We start from the raw sequence: 25398 nt of genomic DNA on the forward strand, positions 1-25398 counted from the left end.
CTTCGGTACGCGGGGCATCACTTCCGCAGCACAGAGAGGGGCTGAATTATCCAGATTGCGAAAAAAAATTCAACCTGCTTTTATGCTTCTTTTGCCTTGGGAGATGCAAATGGACTACCGTCAACTGGGCCGCAGTGACCTGAACGTAAGCGCTCTGTGCCTGGGCACCATGACCTGGGGCGAGCAGAACAGCCAGGCCGAAGCCTTCGCCCAGATCGAGCGAGCCAAGGCAGCCGGCATCAACTTCATCGACACGGCAGAAATGTACCCCGTGCCCCCACGCCCGGAAACCTATGCCGCCACCGAGCAAATCATCGGCAATTGGTTCAAGCAGCACGGTGACCGCGCCGACTGGGTTCTCGCCAGCAAGGTGGCCGGCCCAGGCAATGGCATCAGCCACATTCGCGACGGCCAGCTGAAGCACAACCGCCAACACATCGTTGCTGCACTCGACGACAGCCTCAAGCGCCTGCAGACCGACTGGATCGACCTTTACCAACTGCACTGGCCAGAGCGCAGCACCAACTTTTTCGGCAAGCTGGGCTATCAGCACCTGCCTCATGACCACTTCACGCCGCTGGAAGAAACCCTGGAAGTCCTCGACGAGCAGGTCAAGGCCGGCAAGATCCGCCACATCGGCCTGTCCAACGAAACCCCGTGGGGCACCATGAAGTTCCTGCAACTGGCAGAAAGCCGCGGCTGGTCGAGGGCTGTATCGATACAGAACCCCTACAACCTGCTCAACCGCAGCTTTGAAGTCGGCCTGGCGGAAATTGCCATCCGCGAACAGTGCGGCTTGCTGGCCTATTCGCCACTGGCCTTTGGCATGCTCTCGGGCAAATACGAGAACGGTGCGCGCCCTGCCAAGGGCCGCCTGACGCTGTTCAGCCGCTTCTCTCGCTACTCCAACCCACAGACCGTAGCGGCCTGCAGCCGTTATGTGACGCTGGCCCGCGAGCATGGCCTGGACCCGGCACAGATGGCCTTGGCGTTCGTCACCCAGCAGCCCTTTGTCACCAGCAACATCATTGGCGCCACGTCACTGCAACAACTGGAGAGCAACCTGGGCAGCCTTGAACTCAAGCTGAGTGATGAGCTGCTGGCCAGCATCGAAGCCATCCATCAGGACCAACCCAACCCTGCACCTTGAAGGGCAGTAGCGTACCCGCGGCAAACGCGGGTACGCAGGGTAGACATCACCGGCAAAAAATAAGACGATCCAGCCGGTGATTGACCACTTTCCCCTATAAGAATAACGAAATGATCTTTACCCAACCCTCCGCGTCGCTGCGGCGCGTCAGCATTCTGGCCATCGATAAGGTGTTCGCTTCAACCCTGATGCAGGCCAAGGACTTCTTCCATCTGGCCAGCCTGCGGTATAGCAAGCAACTGGGACTGGGCCTCAAACCCATGTTTGAAACACGCCTGGTCAGCCCCGACGGCAACCCCGTGAACAGCTTTAGCGATGTGCTGATACCGGTAGACGGCGGCCTGGAACAGGCCGATATCATCATCCTGCCGGCGTTCTGGGATGACTTCGATGCCCTGTGTCAGCGCTACCCGCAGATCCTGCCCTGGCTACGCGAGCAACATGCTGCTGGCGCCGTCCTCTGCGGTGAAGCCAGCGGGGTGTTCTGGCTGGCCGAGGCCGGGCTGCTCGACGGCAAGGAGGCCACCACCTACTGGCGTTTTTTCAACACCTTCGCCGAACGCTTCCCCAAGGTCAGCCTTAACCAGGACAAGCACCTGACCGATGCCGACAACCTGTACTGCGCAGGCGGCCCTACCTCAGCCTGCGATCTCTACATCTACCTGATCGAACGCTTCTGCGGCGCCAACGTGGCCCAGGCAGTGTCCCGCGACATCCTTTACGAAGTACAGCGCAGCTACACGCCGGGACGCATGGGTTTTGGTGGGCAGAAACTGCATCAGGACCTGATCATCCTGCAAATTCAGCAATGGCTCGAAGAACACTTCGCTGACAAGTTTCGCTTTGAGGACGTGGCCCGCAACCACGGCATGAGCATTCGCAATTTCATGCGTCGCTTCCAGGGCGCCACGGGTGACAAGCCCCTGCACTATCTGCAGCGTTTGCGGATCGAAACAGCCAAGGGCTTGCTGTCCGGTACGCGCAAGAGCATCAAGACGATCAGCTATGAGGTGGGGTATGACGATGCGAGCTTCTTCGCACGGCTGTTCCGCCAGCACACGGCACTGTCACCAAACCAGTACCGCCAGCAGTTCATGCAAGAAGCTTGAGCGACCACATCGCAGGCAGGCCTGCCTCGCGCAGCACAGGGTGCTCAGCGCGAGGGCAGGCTTTGCCAGACAGGCATAACGCGGCTTAAGGACGATGCGCCCGCGCCAGGAACTCGTGGGACTGCATCTCAAGCAAGCGGCTCAGGGTACGCTGGAACTCGAAACTCAAGCGCCCGCCGGTATACAGGTCCTTCAGTTCGACCTCGGCAGAGATGATCAGCTTCACGTTCCGATCGTAGAACTCATCGACCATGTTGATGAAGCGGCGAGCGATGTCGTCGGTCGCCACGCCCATCTGCTCGACACCACTGAGCAGCACGGCATGGAAGATCTTGCCCAACTCGATGTAATCGTTCTGGCTACGCGGCCCATCACACAGCTCGCGGAAGTCGAACCAGGCCACGTCGTCACAGGTACGCAACGCACGAATTTCCCGGTTCTCGATGACCAGCACGTCATTCTCAACAGCCTGGGTGCATTCCGGCGTCAGGGCGCGGAAACTCTTGCGCAGGCTCTCGTGAGCGGCCTCATCGAGTGGGTAATGGAACAGCTCGGCCTGCTCCAGGTGACGCAGACGGTAGTCGACGCCACTGTCGACGTTGACGATCTCGGTGTTCTGCTTGATCAGGGCAATGGCCGGGAGGAAACGCGCACGCTGCAGACCGTCCTTGTACAGGCCATCGGGGACGATGTTGGACGTTGCCACCAGCGTAACGCCGTTCTTGAACAGTTCTTCCATCAGGGTACCGAGGATCATCGCGTCGGTAATGTCGGAAACGAAGAACTCGTCGAAGCAGATCACCCGCGCCTCTTCAGAGAAACGCTTGGCAATGATCGTCAGCGGGTTTTTCTCGCCCTTGAGGGTTTTCATTTCCTCGTGGACCCGCTTCATGAAGCGGTGGAAGTGCGTACGCACCTTCTGCTTGAACGGTAGCGCCTCGAAGAAGGTATCGACCAGGTAGGTCTTGCCCCGCCCTACCCCACCCCAGAAATACAGGCCTTTGACAGGTACCTGCTCTTTCTTGCCAAACAGTTTGCCAAACACGCCTGGCTTGCTGTTCTGCGCCGCGATCAAATCGTCGTAGAGGCGCTGGAGGTGACGCACCGCTGTTTCCTGCGCCGCGTCATGGAAGAATTCGGGACGTTTCAGATCTGCTTGATATCGTTCTAGGGGCGTCATAATTCGTTAGCAAGGCAACAAAAGCGGGCCGTCACTGTAGCGACGGCCCCGGTTATTGGCAATCAGACTTCCGATAGCCTGTTTAGTCCTGTTGTGGCTGCAAGGCCACGCGCAAGCTCTCAATGGCCGCATCGCGAGCCACCGCGTCGCTGAACTGCGGGCCATCGGCGACACATTCGCCTTCCAGCCAGAGGCTGAAGCCCAGGCCTTCACTGCGTACATCCAGTGCTTGCCCCTGCTGCAGTTGCTTGGTCACGGCACCGGCAGTCTTGCCGTCGGCAAAGTGACGCGACAGCAGCAGTTGCTCACCATCAGCGGCCAGCAGACGGAAACGGAAGCTGCCGTCATCTTCACGGAAACTGACGAAGCGCGCGGCCTTGGCAGCCTTTTTCTTGACCTCGACAGGCCCCTGCACAATGTTGCGGAACGAGCGCAAGCCAACCGCTTCACGCAGTTGTTCAAGAAACGGCGTAGCAACCTTGCGCGCCTTCTGTGCGCCGGCCAGGAGGATATCCTCCAGGTCAGCAGGCCGCGCGATCAACTGATGGTAGCGCTCACGCGCCTCACTCAACTGGCCATCGAGCAACTGAAACAGGCGCTGCTTGGCCTCGCCCCAGCCCAAGCCCTGCAGCAGTTCAGTGCGGAACTCTGCCGCCTGGTCCGGCGTAGCGAATGCCTGGAACAGGGTGAACAGGTGGGCGTTGTCCGGATCCTTCGCTTCCCCTGGTGCACGCGAGTCGGTGACGATGCGCGAGATCGCGTCTTTCATCTCCTTGGCACTGCTGAAAAGCGGAATGGTGTTGTCGTAGCTCTTGGACATCTTGCGCCCGTCGAGGCCTGGCAGGGTCGCCACGCTCTCCTCGATCAGGGCTTCGGGCATGACAAAGAACTCCTTGCCCTGACCGAACAGGTGGTTGAAACGCTGACCGATATCACGCGCCATTTCCACGTGTTGAATCTGGTCACGGCCCACCGGCACCTTGTGCGCGTTGAACATCAGGATGTCGGCAGCCATCAGCACCGGGTAGCTGTAAAGGCCCATGCTGATGCCCGCATCCGGGTCTTCACCGTTTTCCAGGTTCTTGTCCACGGACGCTTTGTAGGCATGGGCGCGGTTGAGCAGGCCCTTGGCAGCGACACAGGTCAGCAGCCAGGTCAGCTCTGGAATTTCAGGGATATCGGACTGACGGTAGAACGTGACCCGCTCAGGATCCAGACCACCGGCCAGCCAGGTCGCCGCGATTTCGAGGCGCGAGCGCTGGATACGCTGCGGGTCATCGCACTTGATCAGGGCGTGGTAGTCGGCCAGAAAGTAGAACGAGTCGACATTGTCCTGGCGGCTGGCCAGGATCGCCGGGCGGATGGCACCGGCGTAGTTGCCCAGGTGGGGCGTGCCCGTGGTGGTGATACCGGTAAGGATACGAGTGGTCATGGGTAATCGCTTATCAGGCTTGTATCAGTTCGAAAGGCGCGGCAGCACCAGATCCTTGAGGTCGGTCAGCTTGCCATGAAAAAAGTGTCCGCATTCTGCCACTTTCAGCAGCTCATGGGGGCGCGACAGTGCAGCAGACCAGTCATAGACCAACTGCGGTGCAACCACTTCATCGGTATCTGGCTGAATCACGATCAGCGGGCAGCCCTGCGGCAACACGTCATTGGCGCTCAGGCGCATGACCGCCGGGGCCACCATGAACAGCCGGGCCAGCGGCACGCCAGCAGCCTCCAGACGACCGCCAAGGCTGGCGGCGACAAAGCCACCGAACGAGAAGCCAAACAGCGTCAATGGCAGTTCGGGATGTTTCTCGCGCACCCAGGCGGCCACCGCCTGAGCGTCATCGACTTCACCGCTGCCCATGTCATGGCTGCCAGCGCTGGCACCGACGCCGCGATAATTGAAGCGTAAAGTGATGTAGCCCGCATCACGTGCCGTACGCTGCAAGGTGGAAACCACCTTGTTGAGCATGGTACCGCCCTGAACGGGGTTAGGGTGGCAGAGCAAGGCCACGCCACGGGCGTCGGCCACATCGAGGTACAAGGCTTCGAGCTGGCCAACCGGGCCATCGATGAATACGGGGGTTTCGCGGATAAGCAAGGAAGAACTCCGTGACCTCGGAAAGGGTCGACTCGTCTAGCTGAATGATTCTGTCTGAGATATTTGCGATAGTTCGCGGTATACAGCGCAGGTCCGAGCCGTTAACGTAAAGCAAAGCCGTTTATAGAGGAAGGACTCGTGGAACTCTCGCTCTTAGTTTGGTTGTTGCCGACCCTGGCCCTGGCAGTAGGTGTCGTTGTTGGTTTCCTGGTCGCCCGCCTGTTGCCCAATGCCGCGCCGAGCAGCACCCAGCGGCAACTGGACGACATCCAGGAACGCTTCGACAGTTATCAGAACGAAGTGGTCACCCACTTCAACAGCACTGCGGCGCTGGTTAAAAAGCTCACGCAAAGCTATCAGGATGTTCAGGACCACCTGGCCGAAGGCGCCAACCGCCTGGCCCTGGACGAACTCACCCGTCAACGCCTGCTGGCCTCGCTGCACGCCGAGACACCACAGTCACCTCGCGAGCGTCTGACGCCTCCTCGCGATCAGGAAGCACCGAAAGACTACGCACCGAAGACGCCAAACGCCCCAGGCATGCTCGACGAGCATTACGGGCTCAAGCGCAACTGACCGAGGCCATCGCAGGCAAGCCTGCTCCAACACAGACTAAGCAACCTGTGGGAGTTGGCTTGCCAACGATGCAAGCACCGCGCCCCCACTGGCACCCCGCCAAAGCTATCGCAGGCAAGCCTGCTCCAACAGAGCCCGTGCCAGCCTGTGGGAGCCGGGCTTGCCCGCGATACAAACGCCGCGAACTCAGGGGCACGCCACCGGCGCCATCGCAGGCAAGCCTGCATCCCACATCAGCTATACCACGGCGCCGTCTCGCTACAAGTGGGATACCGCGCTACAGCCTGCTCCAGCACACTCGGTGCCAACGACCCGTTCTGCACCAGGCTATGCAGGCTGGCCAGGACAATGCTGAAGCGGTCGACCTCAAAGAACCGACGTAACTGCTGCCGCGTATCGCTGCGACCGAAACCGTCAGTGCCCAAGGTGGCATAAGGCGCCGACAGGTACTCGGCAATCAACTGCGGCCAGGCCCGCACATAATCACTGGCAGCGACGATCGGCGCGCTCCCACCCAGGCACTGCTGGACGTAACTGGCTGCTACCCGTGCCTTCGCGCAACGGCCAGCACGTTGTGCATCGCGCGCATCGCGAGCCAGCTCACTGAAGCTGGTGACACTGAACACTTCACTTTCAACCTGCCACTCGTTCGCCAGCAGTTCACTGGCGGCAATCACCTCTCGCAGAATCGCCCCGGAGCCCAGCAGACGTACGCGCCCCACGGCGCGCTCCAGCGAGTGCTCAGTGAACCGGTACATACCTCGCAGCACCCCTGCATGAGCGGCCTCGGGCAGCGAGGGCTGTGGATAGTTTTCGTTCATCACGGCGATGTAGTGGAACTCGTCGCACTGTTCGCCGAGCATCCGCCGCGCAGCATGCTCCAGAATGACCGCCAACTCACCCGCGAAGCATGGCTCCCAGGCCCGGCAATTGGGCACCATGGACGCCATCACCAAGCTGGAACCATCCTGATGCTGCAGGCCTTCACCGCCGAGCGTGGTACGCCCGGCGGTAGCCCCCAGCAGGATGCCCCGGGCACGCTGGTCGGCGGCGGCCCAGATCAGGTCGCCCACCCGCTGGAAGCCGAACATCGAGTAGTAGATATACACAGGCAGCATCGGTTCGCCGTGCACCGCATACGACGTGGCAGCCGCAACCCAGGAGGACAGCGCCCCAGCTTCGGTAATGCCCTCTTCCAACAACTGACCGTCTTGCGCTTCCTTGTAGAACAACAGTGAACCGGCATCTTCCGGCTCGTAGCGCTGCCCCTGCGGCGAGTAGATACCGATCTGCCGGAACAGGCTGGCCATGCCGAATGTGCGCGCCTCATCCGCCACGATCGGCACAATGCGCGGCCCCAGCTCCGGCGCTTTCAACCAGGCGCTGAGTACGCGAACCGCCGCCATGGTGGTAGACATTTCCTTGCCATCCGCCTGCAGCGCAAACCCTGCACTGGCATCCAGCGATGGCACCGGTATCGACCGAACCTCACTGCGACGCGCTGGCAAAAAGCCCCCCAGTGCCGCACGACGCGCTTGCAGATAGCGCATTTCCGGGCTGTCCTCCGGTGGACGGTAGAAGCGCAGCTGTTCGACATCGGCATCCGAGAGCGGCAGATGGAAGCGGTCGCGATAGGCCAAGAGGGCCTGCACATCGAGTTTTTTCGCCTGGTGCGCGGTCATCCGCGACTCACCAGCAGCACTCATGCCATAGCCCTTCTTGGTCTTGGCCAGGATCACTGTTGGCCGCCCCTTACAGGCCTTGGCGGCAGCGAAGGCGGCATACAGCTTGCGAAAATCGTGGCCACCGCGCTTCAGGGCGTTGATCTCGGCCGAGCTCATGTGCGCCACCAACTGCTGCAACGCCGGGCTCTGATTGAAGAAATGCTCGAGATTATAGGCGCCGTCATTGGCCCCCAAGGTCTGGAACTGCCCGTCGGGGGTCGCCGCAAGCTGACGCAACAACACATGCTCGCTGTCGCGGGCAAACAGGGCGTCCCACTCCGCCCCCCACAGCACCTTGATCACCTGCCAGCCAGCACCGCTGAACAGGGCTTCCAGCTCCTGCACAATCTGTCCATTGCCCCGTACCGGCCCGTCCAGGCGCTGCAAGTTGCAGTTGACCACGAACGTCAGGTTATCCAGTTGCTCACGGGCCGCCAGGGTCAGCCCGGCAATGGACTCCGGCTCGTCCATCTCACCATCACCGAACACGCCCCAGACATGCCGAGCACGCGTATCCGCCAAGCCTCGATGCTGCAGATAACGCATGAAGCGCGCCTGGTAAATCGCACTGATTGGGCCGATTCCCATCGAACCGGTGGGGAACTGCCAGAAGTCAGGCATCAACCAGGGATGCGGATAAGAACACAGGCCGCCACCCTCAACCTCCTGCCGATAGCGCGACAGTTGCGCCTCACTCAGTCGCCCTTCAAGGAACGCCCTGGCGTAAACACCAGGGGCTGAATGCGGCTGAAAAAACACCAGATCGGCGTGCTGAGGCTCACCGCCCTTGAAGAAATGCTGAAAACCCACCTCGAAAATTTCGGCGGCCGAAGCGTAGCTGGCGATATGCCCACCCAGATCACCGTAGGCATGGTTGGCTCGAACCACCATTGCCAACGCGTTCCAGCGCAGCAAACGGGTAATCCGCTCTTCAATTTCCAGGTCACCGGGATAGGCGCCCTGCTGCTCTACCGACAACGTATTGCGGTACGCCGAATACGCCTGAGCACCGCGCTCAAGGCCCAACTCACGGGCGTGCGCCTCCAGTTGCTCCAGCAAAAATCGCGCACGCGCCGGGCCACAATGCCGCAAGGTCGAGTCCAGCGCATCAAGCCACTCGGCCGTTTCGCTCGGATCGGGATCGACCTGCGGGTCATGTCCAGGCTGCCCTGCCATACCGTCGCCAGGCACAAGGTTCATCATTGCCACCATCGCATTGGCCTCATCCATGTCAGTTCAGGCGCAGGCCTTCAATGCCTGCGCGATGTCTGCCAGCAGGTCATCGATGTCTTCCAGCCCCACCGACAACCGCACCAACCCCTCGGAGATGCCGTACTGGGCCCTCTCCTGCGGGGTATAGCTGGAATGGGTCATGCTCGCCGGGTGTTGGGCCAGCGATTCGGCATCGCCCAGACTGACGGCACGGCTGAACAACTGCAGGGCATTCATGAAACGCCGACCGGCGGCAATGCCACCCTTGAGTTCAAAGGCAATCATCCCGCCCGGCAAGCGCATTTGCCGCTGTGCCAGTTCGTATTGGGAAAAACCTGGCAAGCCGGGGTAGTTGATCAACTCCACCTGCGCTTGTTCGGCGAGGAGTTCAGCAATGGCCTGCGCATTACTGCAGTGGCGCTCCATACGCAGCGTGAGCGTCTTCAGGCCGCGCATCAGCAGCGAGGCATCATGCGGCGAGAGGACAGCGCCGGTCATGTCCTTGAGGCCTTCCAGGCGAATACGGTCAACCAGCGCCTTGCTGCCGATGACCAGGCCAGCGGTGATATCACCGTGACCACTGAGGTATTTGGTTGCCGAATGCACCACCAGATCCGCGCCCAGCTCCAGTGGACGCTGCAGGTACGGCGTGCAGTAGGTGTTGTCGACCACGACGATGATGCCGTGCTGATGGGCAATTTTCGCCACGGCGGCAATGTCTGTCAGATGCATGTTCGGGTTGGCTGGCGATTCGAAGTAAATCACCCGCGTGGCCGGAGTGATCGCGTTTTCGAGCGCTTGCAAGTCACTCATATCGACATGCCGCGAGGTGACACCGAACTCGCCAATGCCGTGGTGCAAGAACGCGAAAGTGCAGCCGTACAAGGTACGCCCTAACAGAATTTCGTCGCCAGGACGCAGCAAGGTCCATAACGTGGAGGTAATCGCACCCATACCCGACGCCAGCGCCAGCCCGGCCTCGCCACCTTCCAGCGAGGCCATGCGCGCCTCCAGCAAGGCCAGGGTAGGGTTGGAAATACGGCTGTAGAAGTACCCTGCCTCCTCCCCCGCAAAGCACGCTGCACCGTACTCAACCGTCGGAAATGCGAACGTGGCAGTCTGGTAGATCGGCGGCACCAGTGCGCCGTTGTGCGCCAACGGATCGTAACCATGGTGAATGGCACGCGTAGAAAAACCGGATTTATTGTTGGAGTCGCGCATGGCAACAGCCTCTTATGGTTTGCTATAAGCTTATGCCACTCAAGTGCTGATATTTTTCCAAATAAACCCAGCTTTCTCGGCAATTATTGGCATAAAAACAACAATAAAAGACCGTGGAGGGCAAATCATGCCTAACGCCATCGACCGTACCGACCGTGCCCTGCTGGGGGCCTTGCAAGACAATGCCCGGCTCACCGTCGCCGAGCTGGCCGACAGCGTCTCACTGACCACCTCCCCCTGTTGGCGGCGAGTCAAACTGCTGGAAGAGACCGGCTACATCACCGGCTACCAGGCCATCCTCTCGCCCAAGGCCCTGGGGTTTGGCGTGACCGCGTTCGTGAGCATCATGATGGACTCGCACACCAAGGAAATGGCGCGCGCCTTTGAGCAACGGCTCATGGAAATTCCAGAGATCGTCGCCTGCCACAACATCTCCGGGCGCTATGACTTTCTGCTGGAAATCCTCGCACGCGATCTGGAATCGTTCGGCGAATTCACCCGCGAGGTGTTGCAGTCACTACCGGGTGTAAAGGAGATCTACTCGAGCTTTTCCTTCAAGGCGGTGAAGGAGCGACGGGTGATACCGGTGTCGGAAAAACATATTTAGTCCATCGCCGGACTCAATCATTTAACCGAAATTTCCCACAAGACAATCAGAAACCTTGGCAGCAGGCTAATGAATACTCACTCATTAGCCTGCGATGCAAGCCACAAAAAGCCCACCTCAACGAGGTATCGAGGCATGACGACATTGCTAGTCTTCATCGACCCACACCAGCCGAGAGGACACCATGAAGCACGTATTGGCGCTTTTGATAGCCGCACTCACCGCCGCATGCACCAATGGACATTTCATTCTACAAAAGCATGACCCAGAGCGAGCCCATCGCTGCAAAATGGACGCTAACAGGCCGGAATGCTCCATCAACTGATGTTTAAAAACGCCACTCAATAGGAAAATTGAACAATTCCCTATACGGCTCAAATGCAGATCTTGAACCGTGAAAAAGGGGCATGGCTAAAATAAAAAACCCCGCGACAAGCGCGGGGTTTTCGGTCAAGCCAGACGCTTAGATCGCGCCGCGCTTACGCAGCACGTCCAGCACTTGCTTCACGCCGTCTTCCAGGCTGACGCTCTGGGTGTCGATCACAAGATCGGCATCCAGCGGCACATCGTACGGGAAGGACTCACCCGGGATGTTGTCGCCACCGGCAGCGTAGAGCCCTTGCGGGTCACGCTCGCGGCAAACCATTGGCGACGCCTGGACGTAGACCGTGACCAGACGCTCCTTGCCGATCAGCGCCTTGGCCTGTTCACGGCCTTCGGCATCCGGTGCGACGAAGGCCGCCAGGGTCAACAGGCCGGCTTCGTTGAACTGACGCGCAACGTGCGCGGCACGGCGCCAGTTCTCGGTCCGCCCGGCGCGGTCCTGTGGCAGGCCCTTGTTCAGGTCATGACGCAGGTTCTGGCCATCGAGCACGTAGACCGCACGGCCCATGTCGAACAGCTTGCGCTCAACGGCATACGCCAAGGTGCTCTTGCCCGCGCCCGACAGGCCGCTGAACAGCACGGTGGCCGGTTGCTGACCGAAACGCAGTGCACGCTCTTCCGTGGCCACGTGAGCCATCTTGCCGTGATGCCCCACCGAGCCATGCGGTACAACCGGTGGCGCGATGATCATGCCGGCACCCACGGTGCCGTTGGTCAGACGGTCGATGACAATGAAAGCACCAGTGGTGCGGTTGCTGTCATAGCCGTCGAGGGCAATCGGCGCATCCAGGCTGACCTTGACCCGACCGATTTCGTTGAGCTGCAACGCACTGGCAGCGCCCTGCTCCAAGGTGTTCACATCAACCTTGTGGGTGATGCTGGCAATCGAGCCCGGAACGTAGCTGGTAGCACGCTTGATGTCGTACTTCTTGCCCGGCAGCATGGGCTCTTCAGCCATCCACACGAGCATGGCATCAAACTGGTCGGTCACCGGTGGAACGTTGTCGGCATGCACCAGCAAGTCACCACGGGAGATGTCGATCTCGTCTTCCATGGTCAGGGTTACGGCCTGGCCTGGGCCTGCCTGTTCCAGCTCACCTTCAAAGGTGACGATGGATTTGACCCGGCTGCTCTTGCCCGACGGCAGAACGACGATCTCGTCGCCCTTGTGTACGACACCGCTGGCCAACGTACCGGCAAAGCCGCGGAAGTTCAGGTTCGGCCGGTTCACGTACTGCACCGGGAAGCGCAGGTCGGTGAAGTTGCGGTCGGCGGAAACTTCCACGGTTTCCAGAATTTCCATCAGCGCAGGGCCGGTGTACCACGGCGAACGCTCGCTGCGGTTGACCACGTTGTCGCCCTTGAGGGCCGACATCGGTACAAAGTGCAGGCTGCTCGGGTTCAGCTTGATGGCATCGGCAAACTTCAGGTAGTCGGCCTTGATCGACTCGAAGACCTGCTCGTCGAAGCCCTTGAGGTCCATCTTGTTGATGGCGACAACGATGTGCTTGATACCCAGCAGCGACGCAATGTAGCTGTGACGGCGGGTCTGGGTCTGCACGCCATAGCGGGCATCGACCAGAATGATCGCCAGGTCGCAGGTAGAAGCACCGGTCGCCATGTTGCGGGTGTACTGCTCGTGGCCCGGGGTGTCGGCAATGATGAACTTGCGCTTGGCGGTGGAGAAATAGCGGTAGGCCACATCAATGGTGATGCCTTGCTCACGCTCGGCCTGCAGGCCGTCGACCAGCAGCGCCAGATCGATGTCTTCGCCAGTGGTGCCGACTTTCTTCGAGTCGCGGGTGATCGCTTCCAGATGGTCTTCGTAGATCATCTTGGAGTCGTGCAGCAGGCGCCCGATCAGGGTGCTCTTGCCGTCATCGACGTTACCGCAGGTCAAAAAGCGCAGCAGTTCTTTACGCTCGTGCTGGGCCAGGTAAGCGAGGATGTCCTCGCTGATCAATTCGGATTGGTGCGACATGCTCTGACCCTAACTTAGAAGTAGCCTTGACGTTTCTTGTCTTCCATCGAACCTGCGCCATCGTGGTCGATGACACGGCCCTGGCGTTCGGACGTTCGCGTCAGGAGCATTTCCTGAATGATGTCCGTAAGGGTTTCGGCTTCGGACTCCACAGCGCCCGTCAACGGGTAGCAGCCAAGGGTACGGAAACGCACTTTCTTCTTGACGATGCGAGCCTTCTCCTCGTCGGAGAGGTGCTCGAGAATGCGTTCGTCGTCGATCATGATCAGCGTGCCGTTCTTCTCGATCACTTCGCGCTCGGCGGCGAAGTACAGCGGCACGATAGGGATACCTTCCAGGTAGATGTACTGCCAGATGTCCAGCTCGGTCCAGTTCGACAGCGGGAACACACGAATCGACTCGCCCTTGTTCACCTTGCCGTTGTAGACATTCCACAGCTCAGGACGCTGGTTCTTCGGGTCCCAGCGGTGCTTACTGTCGCGGAACGAGTACACACGCTCCTTGGCGCGGGATTTCTCTTCATCGCGACGAGCACCACCGAACGCGGCATCGAAACCATACTTGTCCAGCGCCTGCTTCAGGCCCTCGGTCTTCATGATGTCGGTGTGCTTGGCACTGCCGTGGGTGAACGGGTTGATACCCTGGGCGACGCCTTCAGGGTTGACGTGGGTGATGAGCTCCAGACCCATTTCCTCGACCATCTTGTCGCGGAAGCTGTACATCTCCTGGAATTTCCACTGTGTGTCGACATGCATCACTGGAAACGGCAGCTTGCCCGGGAAGAAAGCCTTGCGCGCCAGATGCAGCATCACTGCCGAATCCTTGCCAATCGAGTACAGCATCACCGGGTTATCGAACTCGGCGGCCACCTCACGAATGATGTGGATGCTCTCCGCCTCCAACTGTTTCAAATGCGTCAGTTTGTCGACCATGGCTACTCACGGAAAATCGATCTTATGGACGGCCAGCGGGCCGTGTTCGCGTTCGGCACTCTAGCACAGCGTCCAATTCTATTGAGGAAGCAAACTAGAACGAAACGGTATAAGAATATGCCTAGGGGTTTTGAGTTTCAGATGGGGTTCGGGCAATCGATGAACAGATGCTCCAGTGCGAATCGCCGCGCCAGGTAATCGCCCAGTGCCTGCACACCATAACGCTCGGTCGCGTGATGGCCTGCGGCGATAAAGCTGATGCCGTTTTCCCGTGCGCTGTGGAAGGTCTGCTCGGACGCTTCGCCACTGAGGTACAGGTCAACACCGGCTGCAATCGCCTGATCGATATAGCCCTGGCCACCGCCCGTACACCAGCCGACCCTGCGTATAACCCCGTCACCTTCGATCAGCAGGGGTTCACGCCCCATCACATCCTGCACCTTGCGGGCAAAATCACGCGCAGAAAGCGGTTCGGCCAGCGAGCCGACCAATCCCACTACCCGTGGGTTTTCAGGATCCAGAGGGCCTTCAACGGTGATCTCCAGTTGCCGCGCCAGTTGCACGTTGTTGCCGACTTCCGGGTGCAGGTCCAGCGGCAGGTGATAGGCCAGCAGGCTCAGGTCGTGCTTGAGCAAGGTCTTCAGGCGGCGCTGTTTCATGCCGGTGATACAAGGGTTCTCACCCTTCCAGAAATAACCATGATGAACCAGCACCAGGTCAGCGCCGGCCTCGACAGCAGCATCGAGCAACGCCTGGCTGGCAGTGACACCACTGACAATGCGCGTTACCTGTGGGTTGCCCTCGACTTGCAGGCCATTGGGGCAGTAATCCTGAATTTTTGCACTGCCAAGGTAACGGTCGGCTTCCTCGACCAGGGTGCTCAGGGCGACAGCCATGAAAAGACTCCTTAATTCAGCAGTTCAGCGCGGCACAAGGCCTCGTATAATGAACGTCATTATGGGCCGTCGACCGGTTTGGGGAAACCGACGGCATACGCCTGGGGCGCCAGATCAATTACCGCTATCCGTCATCACGTTGTGCTGTTCCGGCGCAACGCCTGACACAGTATGATCGCGCGCCTTACTACTTCGCGGCCCTCTGCCAACTCCCGAGATTCGTTCAATGCTCAAGGCTTTGCGTTACTTTGGCTGGCCACTGCTGACCGGTGTACTGGTCGCCCTGCTGGTCATCCTGCGCTTCCCACAGTGGGTTGGCTTGCCCAGCCAGGATGTCAATTTGCAGCAGGCGCCGCAAACCACACGCATCATGCAGGGGCCGGTGTCCTACGCCGATGCGGTGAACATTGCCGCTCCTGCCGTGGTCAACCTGTACACCACCAAAATGGTGAACAAGAGCGCTCACCCGCTGTTCGAGGACCCGCAGTTCCGCCGCTTCTTCGGCGATAACCTGCCCAAGCAAAAACGCTGGGAGTCCAGCCTGGGTTCAGCCGTGATCATGAGCCCGGAAGGCTACCTGCTGACCAATAACCACGTGACCGCCGGGGCGGACCAGATTGTGGTGGCGCTCAAGGACGGCCGCGAAACCCTCGCCCGCGTCATTGGCAGCGACCCTGAGACCGACCTCGCGGTCTTGAAGATCGACCTGAAAAACCTGCCCTCAATCACCATTGGTCGCTCCGACGGTATTCATATCGGCGATGTCGCCCTGGCGATTGGCAACCCATTCGGCGTCGGCCAAACCGTCACCATGGGTATCATCAGTGCCACCGGGCGCAACCAGCTCGGCTTGAACACCTATGAAGATTTCATCCAGACGGACGCCGCGATCAACCCGGGCAACTCGGGCGGCGCGCTGGTCGATGCCAACGGCAACCTGACCGGTATCAACACAGCGATTTTCTCCAAGTCCGGCGGCTCGCAAGGCATTGGCTTCGCCATCCCGACCAAGCTGGCCCTGGAAGTCATGAAGTCGATCATCGAGCATGGCCAGGTAATCCGGGGTTGGCTGGGCATCGAAGTACAACCCCTGACTCAGGAACTCGCGGATTCGTTCGGCCTGCAGGGCCGACCAGGCATCGTCGTCGCCGGGATCTTCCGCGATGGCCCGGCGCAAAAGGCCGGCCTGCAATTGGGCGATGTGATCTTGAGCATCAATGGTGAGGAAGCGGGTGATGGCCGTCGTTCGATGAATCAGGTGGCGCGGACCAAGCCCAACGATAAAGTGACGATCGAGGTGATCCGCAACGGCAAGGCGCTCAAGCTGGTCGCTGAAGTCGGCCTGCGCCCGCCACCCGCGCCGGTGCAGACAGAAAACAACTGACCCCGTAAATGCAATCGCCGGCAAAGCCGGCGATTGCATTTCAGCCCTTAGTGCAGGATCTGACTCAAGAACAGCTTGGTTCGCTCGTTCTGAGGCCGGTCGAAGAAGTCGTTCGGCGGCGCCTGCTCAACGATCTCACCTTTGTCCATGAAGATCACCCGGTTCGCCACGGTCCGGGCAAAGCCCATTTCATGGGTCACACAGAGCATGGTCATGCCGTCTTCGGCCAGGCCGATCATGGTGTCGAGCACTTCCTTGACCATCTCCGGGTCGAGCGCCGAGGTTGGCTCATCGAACAACATGATCTTTGGCTTCATGCACAACGCCCGAGCAATCGCTACCCGCTGCTGCTGACCACCGGACAACTGCCCCGGATACTTGTTGGCTTGCTCGGGAATCCGCACCCGCTCCAGATAGTGCATGGCGATTTCCTCGGCCTTGCGCTTGGGCATCTTGCGTACCCACATCGGTGCCAGGGTGCAGTTCTGCAAAATGGTCAGGTGCGGAAACAGGTTGAAGTGCTGGAACACCATGCCCACTTCACGGCGAATCGCCTCGATCTGCTTGAGGTCGTTGGTCAACTCGACGCCATCGACCACGATGCGGCCTTGCTGGTGCTCTTCAAGACGGTTGAGGCAGCGGATGGTCGTCGACTTGCCCGAGCCCGAAGGCCCGCACAGGACGATACGCTCCCCCTGACGCACATTGAGGTTGATGTCCTTGAGCACGTGGAACTGACCGTACCACTTGTTCACGCCCTGCATCTGAATAATGCCTTCAGGGCTCACAGGCTGTTTGATCGCTTCACTCATGGGAACACTCCTAACGCTTGTGGCCTGTGTCCAGCTTACGCTCCAGATGCATGGAGTAGCGGGACATACCGAAACAGAAAATCCAGAACACCAGGGCGGCGAAGACGTAGCCTTCAGTCGCCATACCCAGCCATTTGGGGTCGGCTGCTGCCTGCTTGACACTGTTGAGCAGGTCGAACAGGCCAATGATGATGACCAGGCTGGTGTCCTTGAACAGGGCAATGAAGGTGTTGACGATGCCGGGAATAACCAGCTTCAGGGCTTGCGGCAGAATCACCAGGCCCATCGCCCGCCAGTAACCCAGGCCCATCGCGGCAGCCGCCTCGTATTGGCCTTTGGGAATGGCCTGCAAGCCACCGCGCACCACCTCGGCGATGTAGGCCGACTGGAACAGGATCACCCCGATCATCGCTCGCAGCAGCTTGTCGAAGCTCATGCCTTCAGGCAGGAACAGCGGCAGCATTACCGACGACATGAACAGCACCGTGATCAACGGCACACCACGCCAGAACTCGATGAACGTGACGCACACCACACGCACTGCAGGCATTCTCGAGCGCCGTCCCAGTGCCAGCAGAATGCCCAGCGGCAACGCACCGACGATACCGACCGTGGCAATCACCAGGGTCAGCATCAAGCCACCCCATTGGCTGGTGGCCACCGCAACCAGCCCCAGGTACCCACCGTGCAGCAGGGTGTAGGCCAGGACGGGGTACAGCACCAGAAACGCCAGGCCGTAGACAACCTTGTGCGGGACGCGGGCGATGAACAGGGGTGCTGCGCCGATCACGGCCAGCCACACCGTCAGGTCGACCCGCCAGCGCAGTTCACTGGGGTAGTAGCCGTACATGAACTGCCCGAAGCGCTGCTGGATAAACACCCAACAAGCGCCCTCCTTGGTGCAGTCGGCCTGAGTGGTTCCCACCCAGTTGGCATCGATGAATGCCCACTGCAACAGGGGCGGTACGATCAGCCAGACCAAATACACCGCAAACAACGTCAACAGGGTGTTGAGCCAGCTGGAGAACAGGTTGTTGCGCATCCATGCGAGGGCACCGACGGCTTTCACCGGCGGCGGCATATCAGGTTTGAAAACATGGGTACTCATGCGCTTATCCTCACCGCTCGATCAGCGCAATGCGCTTGTTGTACCAGTTCATCAGCAGGGAAATGCTGATGCTGATGGCCAGGTAGACACTCATGGTGATGGCGATCACTTCGATAGCCTGGCCGGTCTGGTTGAGCACGGTTCCGGCGAACAGCGAAACCATTTCCGGATAGCCGATACCCGCCGCCAGCGAGGAGTTCTTCGCCAGGTTCAGGTATTGGCTGGTCAACGGTGGAATGATCACTCGCAGCGCCTGGGGAATGATGACCTTGCGCAGGGTTGGCCCTTCACGCAGGCCCAACGAACGCGCCGCCTCGGTCTGGCCATGGCTGACCGAACGAATCCCGGAACGAACGATCTCGGCAATGAACGCTGCCGTATAGATCGTCAATGCCAGGGTCAGCGCCAGCAGTTCGGGAATCAGTACCCAGCCGCCCACAAAGTTGAAGCCCTTGAGCTGCGGCACTTCCCAGTGCAGTGGGGTGCCTATGAGCAACGCACACAGCCCGGGAATGGCCAAAAGCAGCGCCAGGCCGACCCAGAACTTATGGAACGGCTCACCGGTTTCCTCAAAGCGCTTGTTGGCCACACGGACCATGAGCACGATGGCAATCACGGCCACCACGAGACTGCCGACGAACGGCCAGAAGCCCTCCGCCAGCGAAGCACCCGGCATGTTCAAGCCACGGTTGCTGATAAAGAACGTATCGCCAAAATTGATGCTGCCGCGCGGCCCCGGCAGGGTCAAAAATACTGCGAAGTACCAGAACAGGATCTGCAGCAGCGGCGGAATGTTACGAAAAGTCTCGACATACACCGTGGCCAGCTTGCTGATCATCCAGTTCGGCGATAACCGGGCCACACCGACGATGAAACCCAGCACGGTCGCCAGGATGATGCCGATGAAGGTCACCAGCAGCGTGTTGAGCAAGCCGATGACAAATACCCGGGCATAACTGTCGGACTCGGTGTAAGGAATCAAGTGCTGAGCGATCCCGAAACCGGCACTGCGCTCAAGGAAATCAAAACCCGAGGTAATGCCTCGGTGCTGCAGGTTGGTTTGAGTATTGTGAAACAGGTACCAGCCCAGCCCTACCACCGCGACCACGGTGATGATCTGGAACAGCCACGCACGCACACGTGGATCGCTAAGGGAAACCCCTTTGGGTGCGCCGATTTTATTTTGCATGAAATGCCCCGAAGAGAAGGAACGAAACGGCCTGCAGCAGCTCGCCGCCGCAGGCCGTACCCATCAGCGCACTGGTGGCGCGTACTGGATGCCGCCGTTGTTCCAGAGGGCATTCAGACCACGGTCGATCTTCAGATCGGTGCTTGCGCCAAGGTTCTTCTCGAACACTTCGCCGTAGTTACCGACTTGCTTGACGATCTGTACGACCCAGTCCTTGGGCAGCTTGAGGTCTTTGCCATATTCGCCATCAGCACCGAGCAGGCGGGCGACGTCCGGGTTCTTGGTCGATTTCGCTTCAGCCTCGACATTCTTCGAGGTGATACCTGCCTCTTCGGCATTGATCATCGCGAACAGGGTCCACTTGACGATGCTGAACCACTCTTCATCGCCTTTACGCACGACAGGGCCCAGTGGCTCCTTGGAGATGGTTTCCGGCAACACGACATAATCGTTTGGCGACCCCAGTTTGGAGCGTTGTGCGTAGAGCTGCGACTTGTCGGAGGTCAGTACATCGCAACGACCGGACTCCAGCGATTTGGCGCTTTCATCGGAGGTGTCGAAGGTGATCGGGGTGTACTTCAGGCCATTGGCGCGGAAGTAGTCGGAGACGTTGAGTTCAGTGGTGGTACCGGCCTGGATGCAGATGGTTGCGCCATCCAGTTCCTTGGCACTGGAAACGCCAAGCTTCTTGTTCACCAGGAAACCTACGCCGTCGTAGTACGTGACGCCCGCGAACACCAGGCCCATGCCGGCATCGCGCGAACTGGTCCAGGTAGTGTTACGCGATAGCACATCCACTTCACCGGACTGCAACGCCGTGAAACGCTCCTTGGCGTTCAGTTGGCTGAACTTGACCTTGTTTGCATCACCGAAGACGGCGGCAGCCACGGCGCGGCAGACGTCAGCATCGATACCCACGATCTTGCCCTTGGCATCCGGCACCGAGAAGCCCGGCAAGCCGTCACTCACGCCACACTGGACGAAACCCTTTTTCTGAACCGCTTCGAGGGTTGCACCGGCCTGCGCGAAAGCACTGATACCCAGTGCGGCGGCAGCGGTAACGACTGCCAGAGTGGATTTCAACATCTTCATTAAAACCTCCAGATTGCTCTTGTTGTGTTCGAGCCGATTGCACCGCACCCTTATGAGGCGCATCCGACCCGCGCTGGCTTGCTTTTGGGTCAATGGCGCAATAACGCTGTTCTGTGACAGCCTTTAATAGCGAAATGGTGTTACCGTCGAAACGCCACGCGTCACGTCGCAAGGTTCGTAGCAAAGCGCGTACCACACTGAGCCGCTTAAGCGATTCAGTGTGCGCCAACAGGTAAACTTGTCGCCTTTCGACAAGTTTTTCCCGGACCGAACCGACACGCCTTCTTTTCATGCACTTAATAAGAGCGTGCGCACATTTTCGGAGCAGTCATGACCACCCCGTTGATACTTGAGCCGCAAAAGACCCCCGATGCCTGTGTGATCTGGTTGCACGGTTTGGGGGCAGATCGTTACGACTTCCTGCCGGTCGCCGAAGCCTTGCAGGAACAGTTGTTGAGTACCCGCTTCGTAATGCCCCAGGCACCCACCCGCACGGTGACCATCAACGGCGGCTATGAAATGCCCAGTTGGTACGACATCACGGCCATGAGCCCGGCCCGTTCGATTGATCGCAAGCAGTTGGAAGACTCAGCCGACCAGGTCATTGCATTGATCGAGGCCGAGCGCGCCAAAGGGATCGATCCAACGCGGATTTTTCTTGCCGGCTTTTCACAAGGTGGTGCGGTCGTGCTGCACACGGCGTATGTAAAGTGGCAAGGCACCCTGGGCGGTGTCCTGGCCCTGTCAACCTACGCACCGACCTTCAGCGCCGAACGCGAGCTAAGCGCCAGCCAGCAACGCACCCCGGCCTTGTGCCTGCATGGCCAGTACGACACGGTGGTACAGAACGCCATGGGCCGTACCGCCTACGAACACCTCAAACATTGGGGGGTTAATGCCGGCTGGCAGGAATACCCGATGGAGCACGAAGTGCTGCCCGAGGAAATCCGCGATATCGGTACCTGGCTGACCCAGCGTTTGAGCGGAAGCACGACTTCCGTGTAGCCGTCAGCGCAATCCACTACGCCGCGCCCGAATCTTGCATTACACTGGCCGGCGTACATTCCTTAACCAATTGACGAGATGACCGTGCTCAAAGCACTCAAGAAGATGTTCGGCAAAGGCGAGGCTGAGCAACTCGCTGCCGAAACCGCTGCCCCCGTGGTGCAGCCACCTGCACAACCCAAGCCCTCTGCACCAGCAGCCCAGCCACAGGCTCAAGCGCCCGCCGCGGCAAAGGCTGAGAAACCGGCAGAACCCAAGCCGCGCCGTGAGCGCAAGCCAAAACCCGCGGCATCCAGTTGGAAACTGGAAGACTTCATGGTTGAGCCACAGGAAGGCAAGACCCGTTTCCACGACTTCAAGCTGTCGCCAGAGCTGATGCACGCCATCCATGACCTGGGCTTCCCCTACTGCACGCCGATTCAGGCTCAGGTACTGGGTTATACCCTGCGTGGCCAGGACGCTATCGGCCGCGCTCAGACCGGCACAGGCAAGACCGCCGCGTTCCTGATTTCGATCATTACTCAACTGCAGCAGACCCCGGCACCCAAAGAGCGCTACATGGGTGAGCCTCGGGCACTGATCATCGCCCCGACCCGTGAACTGGTCGTCCAGATCGCCAAGGACGCCGCCGCACTCACCAAGTACACCGGCCTGAACGTAATGACCTTCGTTGGCGGCATGGACTTCGACAAACAGCTCAAACAGCTTGAAGCCCGCCACTGCGACATCCTGGTTGCCACACCGGGCCGCTTGCTGGACTTCAACCAGCGCGGCGAAGTGCACCTGGACATGGTCGAGGTGATGGTGCTGGACGAAGCCGACCGCATGCTCGACATGGGCTTTATCCCCCAGGTACGGCAGATCATTCGCCAGACACCACCGAAAAGCGAACGCCAGACCCTGCTGTTTTCGGCCACCTTCACCGAAGACGTGATGAACCTGGCCAAGCAGTGGACCACGACCCCGGCCATCGTCGAGATCGAGCCGGAAAACGTCGCCAGCGAGACCGTCGAGCAGCACGTTTATGCCGTGGCAGGCAGCGACAAATACAAGTTGCTGTACAACCTGATCACCCGCAACAAATGGGAACGGGTCATCGTCTTCGCCAACCGCAAGGACGAAGTGCGCCGTATCGAAGAGCGCCTGGTACGCGACGGTGTCAACGCCGCCCAGCTGTCCGGCGATGTGCCGCAGCACAAGCGTATCCGCACGCTGGAAAACTTCCGTGAAGGCCGTATCACCGTACTGGTGGCCACCGACGTGGCCGGTCGCGGTATTCACATCGACGGCATCAGCCATGTGATCAACTTCACCCTGCCAGAAGACCCGGACGATTACGTTCACCGTATCGGTCGTACCGGTCGTGCCGGCACCAGCGGCGTATCGATCAGCTTCGCCGGCGAAGATGACTCTTACCAGCTACCCGCCATCGAAACACTGCTGGGTCGCAAGATCAGCTGCGAGATGCCGCCGGCCGAGTTGCTCGACGCCGTGCCCCGCAAGCCTCACTGATCGGCTGTACTGCAACACCGAAAACGCTGCCTGCTGCCAGGCGGCGTTTTTTTATGCCGGCGATATTGCCCGCAAGAACAAAAAGTCCATAATAGACAAAATAGTTTATTTGGAGCACTGCATGTCCGCGCCCCTCGTCATTGATCAACAGCACGCACGCCAACTGCTCAGCCAGCTGGATGTCCCGCAGATCCTGCGCAAACTGTTTCGCGATCTGGCCGCCGGGCAAGCTGTGCAGCCGCCGCAGCAGCTCGTCGAGTTCCCAGGTGGTGCCGGCGATTTCATCAACTACGGCGGCGTACTGGCTGAAGACGGTGTCTATGGGGTCAAGACATCGCCCTACATTGTCCGTGACACGGGCCCGCTGGTTACCGCCTGGACACTGCTGATGTCCATGGAAAGCGGCCAGCCACTGCTGCTTTGCGACGCTGGCGAACTGACCACCGCGCGCACCGCCGCGACCACCGCCGTGGCCGTCGATGCACTAGCCGCAAGCGGTGCCCGCCGCCTGACCCTGATCGGCAGCGGCCCCATCGCCCGGGCGCACCTGCGCTACACCCGCGACCTGCGCGACTGGCAGGACATCCGCCTCTACTCGCCGCGCCTGCATCAGCAGAGCGCCGAACAACGTCGTGCACTGAGTGACCTCGATCCACGCCTGACCTTTGCCGATACCCTTGAACAAGCGGTACAAGACGCCGATGTCATCATGCTCTGTACGTCTTCGGCCAGCCCGGTCATCGACCCGCGTCAATTGAGCAAGCCTGCCCTGATCACCTCGATCAGCACCAACGCCGTGCGCGCTCATGAAGTGCCGCCAGAAACCCTCGCGAACATGGACGTCTACTGCGACTACCGCCTGACCACGCCAGGGTCGGCCGGGGAAATGCGCATCGCCAGCGAACAGCATGGCTGGCACGCCGACGCGATCATCGGCGACCTGGCACAACTGCTGAGCGATCAGGCGCCGCGCCCTGACTACCAGCGCCATGCGTTCTTCCGCTCCATCGGCCTGGGCCTTGAAGACATTGCCTTGGCCAATGCGCTCTATCGACTGCAGCGCGCCGACTGACGGCGACCGGAGACGTCCATGCAACCAGCAGATTTCATCATTATTGGCGCCGGCATTGCCGGCGCCTCCACCGGCTACTGGCTCGCCGGCCATGGCAAGGTCGTGCTGCTCGAACGCGAGTCGCAGCCGGGCTATCACTCCACCGGCCGCTCGGCGGCGCTCTACACGGCCGCCTATGGCACGCCACAAGTACGCGCCTTGACACTCGCCAGCCGGGCATTTTTCGATGCCCCGCCAGCGGGTTTTGCCGAACATCCGCTATTGACCCCGCGCGGGGAAATGACCGTCGACTTCACCGGTGATGCCGAAGAACTGCAACGCCAGTACGACAGCGCCAAAGCCTGCGTGCCCGAGGTGCAGTTGCTCAGTGCCGAGCAGGCCTGCGAGCGACTCCCGGTACTGCGCCGCGACAAGGTGCACGGCGCGCTCTACGACCCAAGCGCCAGCGATATCGACACCGACGCCCTGCATCAGGGCTACCTGCGTGGCATTCGCCGCCAACAGGGCGAAGTGCATAGCGACTGTGAAGTTCAGCGCATAGAACGCAGCGCCGATGGCCTGTGGCAGGTCCACACCAGTCGTGGCAGTTTCAGCGCCCCGGTGTTGATCAACGCGGCAGGCGCCTGGGCGGACCAGATCGGCGAACTGGCGGGCGCACGGCCGCTGGGCTTGCAACCCAAACGCCGCGCCGCCTTCATCTTCGCCGCCCCGGAAGGCGTGGACAGCCATGACTGGCCGATGCTGGTCAGCCTCGACGAATCCTTCTACATGAAACCCGACGCCGGCATGCTGCTGGGCTCGCCCGCCAATGCCGACCCGGTGGCACCACACGATGTGCAGCCGGAAGAGCTGGACATCGCCATGGGCATTTACCAGATCGAAGAAGCCACCACCCTGAGCATTCGCCGCCCTACCCGCACCTGGGCCGGGCTGCGCAGCTTCGTGGCCGACGGCGACCTGATCGCCGGCTTCGACCCTCAAGTACCCGGCCTGTTCTGGGTCGCAGCACAAGGCGGCTATGGCATACAGACCTCGCCCGCGATGGGCCAGGCCAGTGCCGCACTGGTGCGCGGCGAAGCATTGCCCGAGCCACTCAAGGGCTTTGGCCTGACAGCCGCCATGCTCTCGCCTGCGCGCTTGGTTGCAGCCCAAGGGTGACG

Annotated in this window: 21 protein-coding genes; 9 read left to right on the forward strand and 12 right to left on the reverse strand. The window is 60.1% G+C overall.

Features of this window, described 5'->3' with window-relative positions; translation table 11 throughout:
• Window positions 1–109 precede the first annotated feature (109 nt).
• Entirely contained in the window at window positions 110–1150 is a 1041-nt protein-coding gene (locus tag ACZ9H3_RS11380) for an NADP(H)-dependent aldo-keto reductase (protein ID WP_476220800.1), read from the forward strand.
• Between the two features lie 212 nt (window positions 1151–1362).
• Entirely contained in the window at window positions 1363–2259 is an 897-nt protein-coding gene (locus ACZ9H3_RS11385) for a GlxA family transcriptional regulator (RefSeq protein WP_176717467.1), read from the forward strand.
• A gap of 85 nt (window positions 2260–2344) precedes the next feature.
• Here the strand turns inward: ACZ9H3_RS11385 and zapE are convergent, their stop codons facing one another.
• From zapE to ACZ9H3_RS11400, 3 genes are all read right to left on the reverse strand, one after another.
• A complete protein-coding gene (gene zapE, locus ACZ9H3_RS11390; protein ID WP_099775729.1) occupies window positions 2345–3439 on the reverse strand; it encodes a cell division protein ZapE in 1095 nt (364 codons plus the stop codon).
• A gap of 82 nt (window positions 3440–3521) precedes the next feature.
• Entirely contained in the window at window positions 3522–4871 is a 1350-nt protein-coding gene (locus ACZ9H3_RS11395) for a tryptophan--tRNA ligase (RefSeq protein ID WP_476220802.1), read from the reverse strand.
• Between the two features lie 24 nt (window positions 4872–4895).
• Window positions 4896–5531, reverse strand: coding sequence for an alpha/beta hydrolase (locus tag ACZ9H3_RS11400; RefSeq protein WP_330523016.1), 636 nt, complete (start codon window positions 5529–5531; stop codon window positions 4896–4898).
• 138 nt (window positions 5532–5669) lie between these two features.
• On the opposite strand from ACZ9H3_RS11400, the gene ACZ9H3_RS11405 reads away from it, so the two are divergent.
• Window positions 5670–6107: a Z-ring associated ZapG family protein gene (locus ACZ9H3_RS11405; RefSeq protein ID WP_099775731.1), complete on the forward strand. Its 438-nt coding sequence runs from the start codon at window positions 5670–5672 to the stop codon at window positions 6105–6107.
• A gap of 233 nt (window positions 6108–6340) precedes the next feature.
• Here ACZ9H3_RS11405 and mdeB read toward each other — a convergent pair whose 3' ends face one another.
• Both mdeB and ACZ9H3_RS11415 read right to left on the reverse strand, forming a co-directional pair.
• Window positions 6341–9007, reverse strand: a complete 2667-nt coding sequence (mdeB, locus tag ACZ9H3_RS11410; RefSeq protein ID WP_476222753.1) for an alpha-ketoglutarate dehydrogenase — start codon at window positions 9005–9007, stop codon at window positions 6341–6343.
• Window positions 9008–9067: 60 nt separating this feature from the next.
• On the reverse strand, window positions 9068–10264 hold the full coding sequence (locus tag ACZ9H3_RS11415) for a methionine gamma-lyase (protein ID WP_065761280.1): 1197 nt from the start codon (window positions 10262–10264) through the stop codon (window positions 9068–9070).
• Between the two features lie 127 nt (window positions 10265–10391).
• On the opposite strand from ACZ9H3_RS11415, the gene ACZ9H3_RS11420 reads away from it, so the two are divergent.
• Window positions 10392–10871: an Lrp/AsnC family transcriptional regulator gene (locus tag ACZ9H3_RS11420; protein ID WP_065761279.1), complete on the forward strand. Its 480-nt coding sequence runs from the start codon at window positions 10392–10394 to the stop codon at window positions 10869–10871.
• A 463-nt stretch (window positions 10872–11334) separates the two neighbouring features.
• On the opposite strand, the gene cysN is transcribed toward ACZ9H3_RS11420, so the two are convergent.
• The 3 genes from cysN to ACZ9H3_RS11435 all read right to left on the reverse strand — a co-directional run bounded on the left by cysN (window position 11335) and on the right by ACZ9H3_RS11435 (window position 15064).
• Window positions 11335–13236, reverse strand: a complete 1902-nt coding sequence (gene cysN, locus ACZ9H3_RS11425) for a sulfate adenylyltransferase subunit CysN (RefSeq protein WP_099775735.1) — start codon at window positions 13234–13236, stop codon at window positions 11335–11337.
• Window positions 13237–13250: 14 nt separating this feature from the next.
• A complete protein-coding gene (gene cysD, locus ACZ9H3_RS11430; RefSeq protein ID WP_099775736.1) occupies window positions 13251–14168 on the reverse strand; it encodes a sulfate adenylyltransferase subunit CysD in 918 nt (305 codons plus the stop codon).
• A 137-nt stretch (window positions 14169–14305) separates the two neighbouring features.
• Window positions 14306–15064, reverse strand: a complete 759-nt coding sequence (locus ACZ9H3_RS11435) for a Nif3-like dinuclear metal center hexameric protein (RefSeq protein WP_065761276.1) — start codon at window positions 15062–15064, stop codon at window positions 14306–14308.
• A gap of 226 nt (window positions 15065–15290) precedes the next feature.
• On the opposite strand from ACZ9H3_RS11435, the gene algW reads away from it, so the two are divergent.
• Complete coding sequence (gene algW / locus ACZ9H3_RS11440) at window positions 15291–16448, forward strand: Do family serine endopeptidase AlgW (protein WP_099775737.1); 1158 nt, start codon at window positions 15291–15293, stop codon at window positions 16446–16448.
• A gap of 47 nt (window positions 16449–16495) precedes the next feature.
• On the opposite strand, the gene ACZ9H3_RS11445 is transcribed toward algW, so the two are convergent.
• From ACZ9H3_RS11445 to ACZ9H3_RS11460, 4 genes are all read right to left on the reverse strand, one after another.
• Entirely contained in the window at window positions 16496–17260 is a 765-nt protein-coding gene (locus ACZ9H3_RS11445) for an amino acid ABC transporter ATP-binding protein (RefSeq protein WP_065761990.1), read from the reverse strand.
• Between the two features lie 10 nt (window positions 17261–17270).
• Complete coding sequence (locus ACZ9H3_RS11450) at window positions 17271–18368, reverse strand: amino acid ABC transporter permease (RefSeq protein ID WP_102052792.1); 1098 nt, start codon at window positions 18366–18368, stop codon at window positions 17271–17273.
• A gap of 10 nt (window positions 18369–18378) precedes the next feature.
• On the reverse strand, window positions 18379–19557 hold the full coding sequence (locus ACZ9H3_RS11455) for an amino acid ABC transporter permease (protein ID WP_099775739.1): 1179 nt from the start codon (window positions 19555–19557) through the stop codon (window positions 18379–18381).
• A gap of 63 nt (window positions 19558–19620) precedes the next feature.
• The gene (locus tag ACZ9H3_RS11460) at window positions 19621–20649 is read right to left on the reverse strand and encodes an amino acid ABC transporter substrate-binding protein (RefSeq protein WP_099775740.1); all 1029 of its coding nucleotides are present in this window, start codon (window positions 20647–20649) and stop codon (window positions 19621–19623) included.
• A gap of 330 nt (window positions 20650–20979) precedes the next feature.
• Between ACZ9H3_RS11460 and ACZ9H3_RS11465 the strand changes: the two genes are divergently transcribed.
• The 4 genes from ACZ9H3_RS11465 (at window position 20980) to ACZ9H3_RS11480 (ending at window position 25396) form a co-directional block, all read left to right on the forward strand.
• The gene (locus tag ACZ9H3_RS11465; RefSeq protein ID WP_476220810.1) at window positions 20980–21654 is read left to right on the forward strand and encodes an alpha/beta hydrolase; all 675 of its coding nucleotides are present in this window, start codon (window positions 20980–20982) and stop codon (window positions 21652–21654) included.
• 84 nt (window positions 21655–21738) lie between these two features.
• Window positions 21739–23166: an ATP-dependent RNA helicase RhlB gene (rhlB, locus tag ACZ9H3_RS11470; protein WP_476220812.1), complete on the forward strand. Its 1428-nt coding sequence runs from the start codon at window positions 21739–21741 to the stop codon at window positions 23164–23166.
• A gap of 121 nt (window positions 23167–23287) precedes the next feature.
• The gene (locus tag ACZ9H3_RS11475; protein ID WP_099775741.1) at window positions 23288–24238 is read left to right on the forward strand and encodes an ornithine cyclodeaminase family protein; all 951 of its coding nucleotides are present in this window, start codon (window positions 23288–23290) and stop codon (window positions 24236–24238) included.
• A gap of 18 nt (window positions 24239–24256) precedes the next feature.
• On the forward strand, window positions 24257–25396 hold the full coding sequence (locus ACZ9H3_RS11480) for an NAD(P)/FAD-dependent oxidoreductase (RefSeq protein WP_330523008.1): 1140 nt from the start codon (window positions 24257–24259) through the stop codon (window positions 25394–25396).
• The last annotated feature ends 2 nt before the right edge of the window (window positions 25397–25398 follow it).

The sequence above is a fragment of the Pseudomonas sp. TE3910 genome (assembly GCF_056279025.1).